Genomic DNA, 14,255 nt, shown 5'->3' on the forward strand with positions numbered 1-14,255 from the left:
CGACAAGTAATTCCTGACAGTACTGCAATTAAATACCTACCCACTAAATTTATTTCGTGACTACACTGCAAAAGAGTTTCTCCGATAAGCATGGATAAACGTTGTAACTGAAAGGATCAGTAGCACCGCCGCTTCAATGAACAAGAGAATAAAGGGTATGAAATAGAGGGCGTTCAATAATTCGCAGCAACAATATATACTCTTAGATCTCAAGTAAGGCATACCTTACCCTTAACAACACTAAACCCTCATCCAAATTACGGATGATTCAAAACAAATATGACAAATGTTATTCGTTTTGAAAGCCAGTAACAAAGCACATTTGTAGGTTAATCATAAATAGGGAAAAATGATGAGCAATAAATACACACCACCGAAAATCTGGATTCATGATACAACTGGCGGTAATAAGTGGGCTAACATTAACCGCCCTGTTTCAGGCTCAACCCATGATAAAGCCTTACCTGTAGGAGCGCACTCTTTACAGCTTTATTCACTCGGTACACCTAACGGACAAAAGGTGACGATTCTTTTAGAAGAACTGTTAGCGTTAGGTATTACAGAGGCAGAGTATGACGCTTATCTTATTAACATTGGCGAAGGTGAGCAATTTTCATCGGGGTTTGTTGCTGTAAACCCAAATTCAAAAATTCCTGCTCTGGTTGATAAATCGGCTGAGGAAGAGATTAATGTCTTTGAATCTGCTTCAATTTTAGTGCACTTAGCAGAGAAATTTGGTCAGTTTTTACCGAAGGCTGGCAGTGCCAGAACTCAAACGTTTAATTGGCTATTTTGGGCACAAGGTTCAGCTCCATTTCTAGGTGGTGGTTTTGGGCATTTTTACGCTTACGCCGATGAAAAAATGGAATACCCAATCAACCGCTTTACAATGGAAGTCAAACGACAACTTGATGTTTTGGACAAGCAATTAGCCAAGCATACCTATATAGCCGGTGAAGAGTACACGATTGCCGATATAGCTATATGGCCGTGGTACGGCAATTTGGTGCTCGGTAATCTGTACGATTCCGCTGAGTTCTTGCAAGTTGAAGCTTATACGCATGTAATGCGTTGGGCAAAAATGCTTGAAGCAAGAACTGGGGTGCAACGTGGTCGCTTGATCAATCGCTCACAAGGTGAAGAGTGGGAACGAGTACCAGAACGTCATTGTGCACAAGACATCGATAACGCATTAGCATTACGACCATAATTAGGCCACCCCATGCGCATGGTCGATCTTGTTTTTGACCATGCAATTTCAAATTCATTTGTAGTGAGAGAGTCGCTAAAAAACTAAGGAATAAAAATGAAAAAGCTACTGTTAACAATCGGGCTATCTACTCTACTCGCGGGCTGTTCAGATAACGAAGTGGGTGATGTGGGTCTTGGTTGGTTCACTTTAAAAGACATAAAAATCGATCAGTTAAAGGATGACGTTGTGACTGGTGTTACTTGTCACATTGCCTCTATCAAAGCGGATTTAAGCCTTTCAGATCCCAGTGACAGCTCAATTTCATGTCGTCAAACTGGTGAAATTACCCCCGAGATGATCGCCAAAATTGATAAGAGTAAATCTGGTGAGGTTGTTTTTAAGCAGTCAAAGAGTATTTTCTTTAAGACGATGAAAGTAAGAAGAATTTATGATCCAGAAAATCAGACGCTTCTCTACCTTTCTTATACAACCAAAGAAACTGACGGTAGCTTTAAGCATAGCCTTTCAACCGTGCCACTATGGGGTACACAAGCTTATGTTGCTCAACCTGAAGCAACTCAATAACCTGAATTCAAATATATACCCAAATAACTTGAAGTTGCAGGCAGGCGGCAAGTGAGTTCATCCCTTAGCCCATTTAGAGGTTAAGTCATACACAAACATCGGCGACCGAAGATTAGGTCGCCTTTTTGTGCAATAAAATGAAAGTAATATTTCATTTTTGTGATACCATGCTGAAAATTTTCAATTCCATTTTTCAACATGAAATTTCCTGGACAGCGTAAATCTAAGCATTACTTTCCAACCCATGCTCGTGACCCTTTAGTCAATCAAATTCAACAAACACCGAAGCTGCATCGTCCGACGATAGTCGGTGTTGGACAGACTATTGTTGATATTGAAGCTCGTGTGGACAACGAATTCTTAGAAAAATATCAATTGAGTAAAGGTCACTCTTTGGTATTAGAAGAAAGCAAAGCCGATGCGCTCTATGAAGAGTTAGTGGAACGAGGTTTAATTACCCATCAGTATCCGGGAGATACTATCGGTAACACTCTACACAATTATTCGGTCCTCGCCGACAGTAAATCTGTATTGTTAGGCGTTATGTCGAAAAATATTGAAGTGGGCTCATACAGTTACCGTTATTTGTGCAGAACATCTTCACGCATGAACCTCAACCATCTTCAAACGGTTGATGGCCCTATCGGACGTTGCTACACCTTAATTTCGGATGATGGAGAACGAACCTTCGCCATTAACGAAGGGCACATGAATAAACTTCGCCCAGATAGCATCCCTAAAGAGGTATTTGAAAAAGCGTCGGCTTTAGTGGTTTCTTCATATTTGATGCGTGGAAAACCAGAAGATCCGATGCCTCTTGCGGTCAAACGTGCCATTGAGTTCGCTAAAGAAAAAAACATTCCTGTCGTGCTAACCTTGGGCACAAAATATGTGATCGAAGGCAACGCTAAGTGGTGGCAAGACTACATTAAAGAAAATATTACTGTAGTGGCGATGAATGAAGAAGAAGGCGAAGCGTTAACTGGCGAGAAAGATCCCTTACTCGCCGCCGATAAAGCACTCGAATGGGTTGACCTTATCCTCTGTACGGCCGGGCCAGTAGGTCTTTACATGGCCAGTTACACCGACGAAGAGTCAAAGCGTGAAACCGAGTTACCACTGCTGCCAGGCAATATTGCAGAATTCAATAAATACGAATTTAGCCGCGCAATGAGGAAACAAGATTGCGATAAACCCGTTAAGGTCTATTCGCATATCGGCCCTTATTTGGGTGGACCATTAGAGATCAAGAACACCAATGGTGCGGGTGATGGTGCGTTATCTGCATTGCTGCATGATATGGCGTCTAATAGCTACCACCAGCGTAATGTGCCTAACTCAGCCAAACATGATAAGCCTTACTTAACCTACTCTTCTCTTTCACAGATCTGTAAGTACGCAAACCGTGTGAGCTATGAAGTACTAACCCAGCATTCTCCACGTTTATCGCGAGCCCTGCCAGAACGTGAAGATAGTCTAGAAGAGGCTTACTGGGACCGTTAACACTATCACTTTGTAGAAGCGGTGAATCAGCCGCTTCTCTTATGCTTTGCCTTCTAAGGACATTTCCCCACCAAAACAAATTTGCTAACCCTCTATATTATCTCTCTTTTTTATACACAGTTTCAGATTGAGACATCTTGTTACACACGCTATAGTATTCATATTGAGTTAAGTATTAGAATCTATACGTTGCCAAATGCGTAACTCATAAGCTTCCCCCATTTCTGCTTAGGCTAGGGTGTTTTATCTATGTCGTTACCACAGGACGAGCTTTTAATTACCGACTACGACAATGATGTTTTAAATCAACGTTTAGTCCATATCTTCGATTTTTTTAACGAAGGTCTATTTTATATGGGCAACGATGACACAATGATGCTCTATAACCCTGATTTTTATCATCAATTTGGTATTGAAAGTGACACGCTGACGTTTTCTGATTGGCTTAGTCTTGTTCATCCTATGGACAAAAAACTTCTGCAACACCGAGTCGATGAACATATCATTACTGAAGAGTCAAGAGCCACCGTTCAATACCGAGTAAAGAAAACCAATGGTCAATATATATGGCTAGAAGGAAATGCTGTCACCAAAACCATTGACGGTGAACATTTTATGATTGGTAGCCATAAAGATATCTCCGACCAAAAACTGATGGAAGACTATATTCATCAGGCGGCTTTTTTCGACAGTGCATCAGGGCTATACAACCGTAGTAAGTTACTACTTGATATCGATGAGATCACCAATAAAAATGCTGAATCTTATGCCTTAATCTACATTCAGCTCGACGACATCAAGTCCTATTTAAACCAGTACGGTACAGATATTGTTAAAGATCTACTCAACCATGTCGTCAGTGCTTTGCATGAATTACCGGATGAATTGGCTGACTTTTACCGTATCCGTTCTGATGATTTCGCTATTTTGCTTAAAGGTAATCATCAATACGATGAGCTAAAACATATTTGCTCGCAGATCATGAAGCATTATTCGAAATCAGCGACTGAACATGGGCATCTTTATGGTAATGATATCAGTATTGGTGTGTTACCTAGTCTAGACAGTACCTACCAGGCAGAAGAGCTAATTAACATCGCATCCAGAACCTGTCAGTTTGCTAGTGCTAAAAATAACTCACGAATTGAGATTTACAGTGGGCGGATCCAAAAAAGTGTCGATCGCTTCTTCTTCATTGAACGCGGGTTAAAAGAAGCACTGAATCAACGCTCTCTTTCCGTCAAGTTTCAACCCATTATCAACGCACAATCAGGCAAGGTTTCAAGCTTTGAGGCGCTAGTGCGTTGGCGTTCATCCGAATTTGGCGAGATCTTTCCTGATGAATTTATCCCAGTGGCAGAAAAGAAAGGATTAATCGTTGATTTAGGTTATTTTGTGTTTGAAAAAGCCTGTGAGTTTATTGGTCGTTATAACAAGCAAAACGGCGTCGATATTCGCGTGAATATCAATGTTTCTGTTCTGCAGTTACTCAACAGTAACTTCCCGAATAACATTTTAATGATGGCAAAGACTGCCGATGTACCTCCCTCTTCCATTATGTTAGAGCTGACGGAAACCGTGATCTTAGATGGGGATAAAAATGCGTTGAATCAGCTTCATTCACTCAGTGAAATGGGCTTCTTGCTCTCTTTGGATGATTTTGGCGCTGGTTTTAGTTCTCTCAACAGCTTTTTCGATCTACCACTGAATCAAATAAAAATTGATAAGACTATTGCCTGGAAAACGCAAACCAACCACGCATCAGAGCAATACCTTGAGTTTCTGATCCAATTATGCCGTTCAAACAATGTCGACATTGTCATTGAAGGCATTGAAACCGCTGATATGCACCAAAAATTCAAAGAGATGGGAGCAACTTACCTGCAAGGTTATTGGTTCTCCAAACCGCTCTCTCTTGCCAGTGCAAGTCGTTATACTTTAGGCGCTCTGAGCACAAATTCAGTCTAAAAGCGAGGTCATCAATGACCTCGCTTATTTACATGATCGACTAATCGTTTTTCAACACGACACGAGCATTATGCGCTTGCACAGGACGGTTATTATTGCCCATCATCGAGTTCAATACATTTTCTTGCTGCTGAGACAATGTTTGAGCATGTTTTAACACCAACCAGCGTACACCTTCGCTGCACGGTGGCGTCGTTAACGAGCCATTAAAACGATAGTATTTATTCAATTTCGGAAGTAACAAGTTAACATCGAACTCATCTGTTAACGTTACACTCTTGCCGCTTGTTGGCAGGTTTGAAGCTAATTTGGCAAGCTGTTCATTTTGTTGGCCTACTTCAAACATCACAGCGAGAACCGCTAGGTTCCCTGCATTGTCGGCATGGACGAAGTGCGCTTCCAACGGATATTGTTTTCCCTTAATAAGGTTTTCCGATGGTGTATGAAAATGAAATTGCTTTAGTTCAAAATCAATGCCATCAAGAACCATGTGATTATCACCTGAAACCGAAGCCTGCAAAGTGTGACCATTGTTAGTTAATGTGGTCACTTTCCCCGAATAGTGAATATCCAAAGCTTTTAAATCAGCCTCAAGCGCACGTGTAACATCAATCGGACTTTGATTTTTGCCCACTTCACAAGTTTTCGAAACGTGCCCCCAATGTTCTGGCCCATGCTCTCCTTCATACCCCCAATCCGATGCTTGTGCCATACCTGCAAAACACACCACCATCGACGCGACTAAACAATGTTTTTTCATTCTTATTCCTTTAATTTTGGTTCACAATAACAGCTAAACAGAAGAGCAACTATTTAACGTTTAGAGATGCTATCGTCTATGCAATAAATCTCTTAATTGGCGCATCATACTTAACTATTTCATTGAATTGTGCGGTGAAAAATAAAGTTGCCAGTTAACCATTTCACATACGCTAAGCTTGGTGAGGATTCTAAGCTGGTGATAAAGATCCAATAACAGCGGTTCTGGTACTAAGATAAAAACCAGTTACAATGTGCGCCCTATTCAATGTGCACACCATTTAAAGAGATCCAACCATGCAGCGCGACTACGCTTACGAATGTTTAAACACCATGCCACGCGAAGAACTGGAAGAATTTAGCCTTCGCATGCTTCATCGCCTGGTTCCTGAAACGATGATGAATGAGCTATTTACTTTTGAGCAAGAAGAAGTGGAAGATGAAGCACGTTTGCAAGCTGCTCAATTTGACGCCATGCTCCGTATGCACGCCATCGCGTTAAGTGAAATACCTGCGCTCTTTTCTGATTCAGATAATGCCAATCAAAATAGTGAAAGAATGATCCGGCTCGTGCTGTGGCATTTCTATGCGTTATCATTCTGTCTCGAAAAAAGTATTACCCTATCGGTTCACTGTGCTGAAGTTGAAAATATTCTTCGCCAACGTCCAACAGATGCCTTTGCTTGGTCTAAAATACTCACCGACCTACTGTATCGTTACGCCGATTTAAATGCCCAATAGCAGCACTGGTTGTGATCCACTAGATAAACCACACGCTGATGATTTATCTAGTGGATGTGATGTACATAATCGATAATAACTTGGTTTCCCTCGATATAAACACGTTGAATTTCACCATCGACACTGACTCGATTTTGTAAACTAATCGTCCTTTCACCGATGTTTGAATTCAACTTCAGCGATGGCAACACATTTCGTGGCTCAATATGCAAATGCTGACAAAACTGATTAATAAAGCTCATCGATAACGGTGCATTACCACGTAATAAATTAGAAAGCTCAACTTGGCTAATGCCTAGCCTTTTCGAAACTTCCATTTGTGTTAAGTGCATTTTCGCTTTTTGCGACATCCAGGCATCGTACAACGCATTTCTATCTTCTTGGTTAAACTCCACCATTTACCTCTTCTATCGCTATTCTAACCCTGCTGAAAATGGCAAAAACAGACCAACATAATGTCAGACCAACGTAATAATCACCGATTGCAATATAAGGTTCTAACCATTTGGAATGCATATCTCTCTTTTAAAAGGTTTTGCAAATCGTGGGTGCTGCACGCCTAGTCAAACCTAATCTGGATCCAGACTGTGAACGAAACGTTCAATGCGCGCACGAGTTGTATTAGGATTCATCAATACCGCTTTTTCTCCAGGGATATGTAAACAATGGCCTTGCAAGTCATAGCGAGTGCGCGCAATAGAGCCAACCCAGTTGGTGTTTAAGTACATACCTTTACGCTGTAAAAATTGTTGTCGGTGATATAGCGTATTTTCAATCATTGAATCAATCGTTCCATTTTTGCCACCAGATGCCATTTCCTGTTCAAACATCTTTTCTGGGCAAGTTACTTTTTGCGGATCATAAAGACGGAACACCACGCTTGGGCCCTGATTTGCCAGTGCTGCTACCCAACAATTAGGCAATTTGACAAGTTGGCAGCGTAAAAAATTGGCATTTTGCAAGGTATTCGCAATAGCAGTTTGATAGCCTTCAACGCCTAAATATTGCAGTGCAGAATACGCAGAAAAAACGCCAACTGCACTACGTGAACATTCAATCGTCGACTGCAAGTGTGTCTCTTCCCTTTGTGTATGTTCAAAATATGAGTAATAGCTTGGATCGGTTTTTAACGCCGCAAGATCTTGCTTATTTTTCACCATCAGTAAACTCGAGGTATAGGGCACATACCCCCATTTTTGAAAATCAACGGTAAATGAATCCGCTAATTTTAGGCTATTAATATATGGCAGTAGCGAGACGATCCCGTTTAGTGTCGCTGCATTTATCGCCAATGGATTGCGTTCGACATCGTAATTTTTGAAAAATAACATGCTCCAACCTACCGCCGCATCAACATGCAAATGGGGTTTCGTAGCAACCGAATATTCTTCACACAACGTCTCTCTAATGTTGTATACCCGTTCAATATCATCAATAGCGAAAGTATCTGTAGTGCCAAAGGTGAGCATAATGGCAGGAACTGGAATATTGTGCTTAAAACACCAGGTCAACTGCTGCTCTAGCTCTGTGATATCCATTTGATTATTATCATTGACCTTAATTCGTATTACTTTTCCTTTAATATCAAGACCAAGTAAAGATAAGTTGGTCATGTTGGAATAATGACCCGCTTCAGAATTGAAGATACGGTACTCTTCTTCAGCCAGCCCATGCATAGCCGAATGACACAACGCGTTACGGATCCCCAATAAATAGCCATACAAGTTGCAAAATGTTCCCCCTTGAGTAAACAAACCACTGGATTGCTCAACGTTGTAACCAACTAAGTTAGCAATTTGTCTAACCACCAATTTCTCAAGCTCTGCGGCATCGCCTGCATACTCGCTATACACTAAGTTAGGATTGGCAATGGTCGCAAGTAGTGCACCGTGAATCGCAGGGTCACAAGGGGTTGAAATCACATTCTCAACCGAACGCGGATCATCCCAATTTTTCGAATGTTTGGCTGCATAAAGTGCCAGACTATCGAACGGGTGCATGACATCACGCGAATCATTAGGAATATGATTTATGTTTAGTAACTGTTGTTGTAGAGAAGACGAAATCGCTGCTGGGCGATGATTTAAGCGGCGCCCGTCGAGCCAGTCAGCAATATCGTGAATTCGATACAGCGGCCATAATTTAGGATCTCTGGCAAAAAACTGCGCCCGCATTTTTTCAAATTTCAGATTAAAGGTAGATGTCACTTGATTCGCTTTTTCATCTAACCCAATACAATCTATTGCTTGTTTTTTTAACAATAAATGTTTGGACGCCGTTTTCATCGTCATTTCTCCAGAGTTATTCGTGATAAGCACGAATCGTCACGCTTGCCCTACTTCAGCTTGAAATTAGCAACTAAACGATCAAGTTCATGATTGGATGAAGATAACGATTCTGTAGCACTGACCGTTTGTCGACCACTCACCACCAATGATTCAACGATATCTCTGATAGCGAGCATATTTCGACTCAGTTCTTCTGCAACCGTACTCTGCTGTTCGGTTGCCGCTGCAATTTGAGTACTTAAATCATCGATTTCAGTTACTGAGTTACCCATCATGTTCAGACTGCCTGAAACTTCAGATGTTTTGTCTGCGGTAGTTTGGCACTGCATTTTGGTTTTGTTCATAGCAGCAACCACACTGTCCGTGCCTTCAAGTAGCTTGGCTAACATGTCCGAGATCTCTGTCGTGCTATTTTGCGTCCTCGCCGCCAAAGCTCGCACCTCATCGGCCACCACCGCAAAGCCCCTTCCCTGTTCACCTGCGCGCGCAGCCTCTATCGCAGCATTCAAGGCCAGCAAGTTTGTTTGCTCGGAAATAGCACCAATGACCGTCAGTACTTCACTGATCTTAATCGCGTCTTTATTCATATTCGCAATACGTTCAGACATTTGATCTACATCACTGACCAACGAGCTAACCGTATCAACAGCATTGTTGACAATAATGATCGACTGTTTCGCTTCTTTGCTAGCAGAGTCAGTGATGTTAGTCGATTGAGTGACACTTTCAGCCACCGTCCTGGCGCTCTCGCTCATTTCGGTAATAGCAGTCACAACCTGCTCTGTCTCAGAAGAATGCGAAAGCAGCATATGCTCATTTTCTTTAGCGGTTTGTCCTAACTGTTCAATATTGGAGGAAATATTGCGACTGGCATCGGCGATTTGCAGCATCATTTTTTGTAAGTTTTCAGAGAACAAGTTAAACCCTTGGCTGATCTGAGCCAAATCATCTTCACCATGCACATCCAAACGTCGAGTTAAATCCCCAGAACCTTGTGAAAGAGCGAGTACTGCTTTTTTCAAACGTAGCAAAGGTTTATAGATCTGATTCAGGATAAAAAAGATGGCAGCAACGCTCACAACCAACAACATAATACTGGTGTAGATAGCACTCTTTTGCGCCTCATAAACTTCGGATAAAGCGGTGTTTTTATCGACGAACACCATCATTGTCCAATACATATTGTCCGTTAAGTTTACGCGCTTGAAATAACCATCAAACTCAATACCAAGATAAGGGAATGACAAGTTTCCTGAGTCCTGTTTACTAAACAGGCTCTCCATTTCGCTGAAGTTAGAACTGACTTGGGATGGTGTACGTCCAATATCATTTGGGTCATCACTAGCGAAAAATACCGCATGTTTATCAGTTAAGGTGGCAGCGCCACCAGCAAACCGTATGTTACTCACTTGCTCGATGACCTCACCAAGTTGAATATCACCTAGCAGTACACCGATAAAGCGACTTTGGGCGTAAACAGGCGTCACAGCACTGACTACACGACTACCGGTGACTTGATCTTCATAAATGTCGGTTAAGAATGCAGACTGAGACGTTTTTGCTTGCTGATACCAACTGCGGGATTTGAAGTCTTGCTTACCAGTCCACACACCATCATCGCTACCGAACGACATGTATGAGCGTCCATCGTCATAGACCATAACCACATTAGAAATCTGTGCACTTTCCGCCAACAGGCGAACCAACTTTACATTTTCTTGATCGGATAAATCCGTGCTGAAGTGCTTAGACCCTTGCATGACCGCTTGGTAACGATTTTTCACCCAAGACTCTAATTCAGAGACATGATAATTGAGCTTGTTCTGAGTTTCAGTGGTGAGAGAGGTGATCATTTTATCTCTCAGCGACAACATATTAATCGAACCCAAAATAATTAAGGATGTTGCAATCAAAATCGCAACACTCACGTATATTCTAGTTTTAAAACCTAAAGCCATGATTCACCCTCACCGTGCTACAGTGTATAAAAATAAGGTGAAACTTGGTCATATTATTAATATGAATGAAAGACCATAGAGACACCTAGCCAACCTGATTAAGTTGGTACAAGAAAAGTAATTATGCAAGTGGTGTCACAATGATTTATTATCTGATGATGTTCATACGCGTTGACAGTTAAGACCAACACTATGATTTATAAAGGAAGTTTTATTTATAAGTTTTGAATAAAAGAACGGCGCGCAGTGAAGAAAAAGACTACACGCCTAATCATATATAACCTTATATTTAGGCTTTTTCTTTTGAAGTAGCCCAAACGTAAAGCAGTTCTAAAGCGATAGTCGCGCCAGCCAGGGCTGTCACTTCGCTTTGGTCATAAGGTGGGGAAACTTCTACTACATCCATACCGACAAGGTTAATCCCTGCTAATCCGCGGATGATTTTGAGGACTTTGTCTGAGTTTAAACCACCACAAACCGGAGTTCCGGTCCCGGGAGCAAAGGCGGGATCAAGACAATCGATATCAAACGTAAGGTAAACCGGTTTGTCACCAATTGTTGCGCGAATCTGAGCAACTATCTCATCGACGGAGAGATCATTCGCTTGCATCGCATTAATCACATTAAAGCCGTGGCCTTCTTGTTTGTATTCCGTACGAATACCGATCTGAATCGAATGCTTGGCCGAGATCAACCCTTCCTTCGGAGCATGATAAAACATAGTGCCATGATCATAAGCGCTACCATTGGCATAGGTATCGGTGTGAGCATCAAAATGGATCAACGCCATTTCACCATGATATTTTGCATAAGCTCGCAAGATCGGCAGAGTGATAAAGTGATCGCCACCTAGTGCTAGCATGGTTTTACCGCTTTTCAAAATTTCGCCAGTTGCCGCTTCTAATCGATACGTGAAATCTTCTGCATCACCACAATCAAACACCAAATCACCCGCATCAATCACTTTAGTGTCATTGAAAAGGTTAAAATCCCACGGGAATTTTTTACCTTCCCACGCTAAGTTAACCGATGCACGGCGTATCGCATCAGGCCCCATACGAGCACCAGGACGTCCCGACGTCGCCATATCCAATGGCACACCTAAAACCACAACATCAGCATCTGCGCTAACTGGGTTCTTTACATATGGACGGCGAACAAAAGTCATCGCATTGGAATACAGCGAATAATCAGTTTTTGTAAACAAATCATTCATTTAAAAATCCTCTAAATAAGTGTAACCGCTCAAGCCTTGCTCTAGCTCTAGCAATACTTTTTCTTGTTCATCAGCGGCAACACGTTGGCTAACTAACTCACGATAATTGGTACGGATCTTATCAACATCGATGTGTACATAACGCATCATGTCTTCAACGCTATCGCCTTCGTTAATGGACAGTATCTCTGCTTCTCCATTATCCGTCATATTGACCACAACGCTGTGAGTATCACCAAATAAATTGTGCATATCACCCAATATTTCTTGATAAGCACCCACTAAGAAGAACCCCATTAAATACGGCTGGTCTGCATTCCAGGCAGGAACTGGCAATGTCGTTTCAATACCTTGTCCTTCTACATACTGTTCAATAGCACCATCTGAGTCACAGGTAATGTCCAACATCACCGCCCGGCGATCTTCTACATTTTCTAAGCCAGACAATGGTAGTACAGGGAACACTTGATCAATTCCCCAAGCATCTGGTAACGACTGGAATAGTGAGAAGTTCACAAAAAACTTGTCGGCTAAACGCTCATTCAGTTCGTCCAAAATTGGGCGATGGAAGCGATTTTTGGTGCTCATCTGCAATGTCAATTCGTGATAAATACGCAGTGATAACTGCTCTGCCCAAGCGCGATGTTGAAGGTTAATCACACCAGTTGAGAATTGACTATGCGCTTCAGATAGATCACTTTGTGTATCGTTATAAATTTCAATCAACGCACGAGCATCAGAACCTTCACGTAAATTTTCCCAGTTACGCCACATGTTTTGTAGTAACACTGGGGAATCGTGCTCAATCGCAGGGATTTCTTCTGGATAGTAAGCTTCTGTACCAATAACATTGGTGATCAACACGGCATGATGCGCAGTAATAGAACGTCCCGACTCAGAAATAATCACTGGCATAGGTTGGTTATATAACTGACAAACATCACCGACGGTGCTGACAATATTGCGCGCATACTCCACTAACCCATAGTTCATCGAGTTAGATGACTGGCTGCGAGTACCATCATAATCGACCGCTAAGCCACCACCGACATCGAAGAAGTCGATCTTCGCGCCAATATCGCGTAGTTCACAGTAAAAACGGGCCGCTTCATTCACACCATTACGCACATCACGAATGTTGGCCATTTGTGAACCTAGATGGAAGTGGACTAACTGCAGCGCTTCGAGTTGATCTTCTGTTTTTAAGCGATCAATCACAGTCAGCACTTGTGAAGCTGATAAACCAAATTTTGATTTTTCACCGCCGCTAGCTTGCCATTTACCCGCACCTTGAGATGCTAAGCGAATACGTAAACCTAATCGTGGTTTCACGCCCAAGCTTTTGGCTTCTTTCAACACGAGATCCAGTTCAGACAGTTTTTCTAAAACGATGAAGACTTTGTGCCCTAGTTTCTCACCAATCAAAGCTAGGCGAATATATTCCCTGTCTTTATAACCATTGCACACAATCACCGAGCTGGCTTGTTGAGCTAATGCCAATACCGCCAATAATTCAGGTTTACTGCCAGCTTCAAGGCCAAGCTGCTTAGTTTCTAACTGAGCTTGGCTGGCTAAAATTTCATCAACCACTTCTTTTTGTTGATTCACTTTAATTGGGTAAACCAACAAATAGTTATTCGGGTACTGGTATTCTTCAATCGCCTGATTGAAAGCATCACAGATATTGTGAACACGTTGATGAAGGATCTGAGGGAAACGCACAAGCACAGGCAAATTTAGATCACGAGCTTCAAGCTGCTTAACGATCGAACTCAAAGGCAATTGATGTGCCTTATCATGACGAGGAGATACATACACCTCACCTTGGTTATCAATACCGTAGAAGCCTTGGCTCCAATAATGAACATTGTAGTCAGCGCGAACGCGATCTAATTTTGATGGTTGTTCCACATCTAATCTCACATGGGTAGAGAGTAAAACGTGAATCAGAAATGCTGAAATCACGACCTGACACTTTGTGTGTCAGGCGCATTAACGTAGAAAAGTAGGTAGGTGTCTAATGATAATAATTTATCGTTAAGATT

General features: G+C 42.0%; 11 protein-coding genes. 5 read left to right on the forward strand and 6 right to left on the reverse strand.

The genetic code is table 11. From position 1 onward, the window contains the following. The first annotated feature begins 352 nt into the window (after window positions 1–352). The 4 genes from yghU to MCT08_RS17290 all read left to right on the forward strand — a co-directional run bounded on the left by yghU (window position 353) and on the right by MCT08_RS17290 (window position 5,248). A complete protein-coding gene (gene yghU, locus MCT08_RS17275; protein WP_274678982.1) occupies window positions 353–1,210 on the forward strand; it encodes a glutathione-dependent disulfide-bond oxidoreductase in 858 nt (285 codons plus the stop codon). 96 nt (window positions 1,211–1,306) lie between these two features. Next, the gene (locus MCT08_RS17280; RefSeq protein ID WP_192075976.1) at window positions 1,307–1,777 is read left to right on the forward strand and encodes a CreA family protein; all 471 of its coding nucleotides are present in this window, start codon (window positions 1,307–1,309) and stop codon (window positions 1,775–1,777) included. Window positions 1,778–1,975: 198 nt separating this feature from the next. After that, window positions 1,976–3,280, forward strand: coding sequence for an inosine/guanosine kinase (locus MCT08_RS17285; RefSeq protein WP_168524244.1), 1,305 nt, complete (start codon window positions 1,976–1,978; stop codon window positions 3,278–3,280). A 249-nt stretch (window positions 3,281–3,529) separates the two neighbouring features. Next, window positions 3,530–5,248: a GGDEF domain-containing phosphodiesterase gene (locus MCT08_RS17290; protein WP_274678983.1), complete on the forward strand. Its 1,719-nt coding sequence runs from the start codon at window positions 3,530–3,532 to the stop codon at window positions 5,246–5,248. 40 nt (window positions 5,249–5,288) lie between these two features. On the opposite strand, the gene MCT08_RS17295 is transcribed toward MCT08_RS17290, so the two are convergent. After that, on the reverse strand, window positions 5,289–6,008 hold the full coding sequence (locus MCT08_RS17295; RefSeq protein ID WP_274678985.1) for a carbonic anhydrase: 720 nt from the start codon (window positions 6,006–6,008) through the stop codon (window positions 5,289–5,291). A gap of 296 nt (window positions 6,009–6,304) precedes the next feature. On the opposite strand from MCT08_RS17295, the gene MCT08_RS17300 reads away from it, so the two are divergent. Further along, window positions 6,305–6,748, forward strand: a complete 444-nt coding sequence (locus MCT08_RS17300) for a hypothetical protein (protein ID WP_053311053.1) — start codon at window positions 6,305–6,307, stop codon at window positions 6,746–6,748. Window positions 6,749–6,795: 47 nt separating this feature from the next. On the opposite strand, the gene MCT08_RS17305 is transcribed toward MCT08_RS17300, so the two are convergent. The 5 genes from MCT08_RS17305 to speA all read right to left on the reverse strand — a co-directional run bounded on the left by MCT08_RS17305 (window position 6,796) and on the right by speA (window position 14,121). Then, a complete protein-coding gene (locus tag MCT08_RS17305) occupies window positions 6,796–7,143 on the reverse strand; it encodes a helix-turn-helix domain-containing protein (protein ID WP_172532568.1) in 348 nt (115 codons plus the stop codon). A gap of 174 nt (window positions 7,144–7,317) precedes the next feature. Further along, entirely contained in the window at window positions 7,318–9,033 is a 1,716-nt protein-coding gene (locus MCT08_RS17310; protein WP_274678986.1) for a pyridoxal phosphate-dependent decarboxylase family protein, read from the reverse strand. Between the two features lie 50 nt (window positions 9,034–9,083). Further along, on the reverse strand, window positions 9,084–10,994 hold the full coding sequence (locus tag MCT08_RS17315; protein ID WP_274678987.1) for a methyl-accepting chemotaxis protein: 1,911 nt from the start codon (window positions 10,992–10,994) through the stop codon (window positions 9,084–9,086). 289 nt (window positions 10,995–11,283) lie between these two features. Beyond that, the gene (speB, locus tag MCT08_RS17320) at window positions 11,284–12,210 is read right to left on the reverse strand and encodes an agmatinase (protein ID WP_171980763.1); all 927 of its coding nucleotides are present in this window, start codon (window positions 12,208–12,210) and stop codon (window positions 11,284–11,286) included. After that, window positions 12,211–14,121 (reverse strand): arginine decarboxylase, encoded by a 1,911-nt coding sequence (speA, locus tag MCT08_RS17325; protein ID WP_261916133.1) that lies wholly within the window; start codon window positions 14,119–14,121, stop codon window positions 12,211–12,213. It abuts the gene before it with no gap. Window positions 14,122–14,255 lie beyond the last annotated feature (134 nt).

The sequence above is a fragment of the Vibrio aestuarianus genome, from assembly GCF_028858425.1.
GTDB lineage: Bacteria > Pseudomonadota > Gammaproteobacteria > Enterobacterales > Vibrionaceae > Vibrio > Vibrio aestuarianus.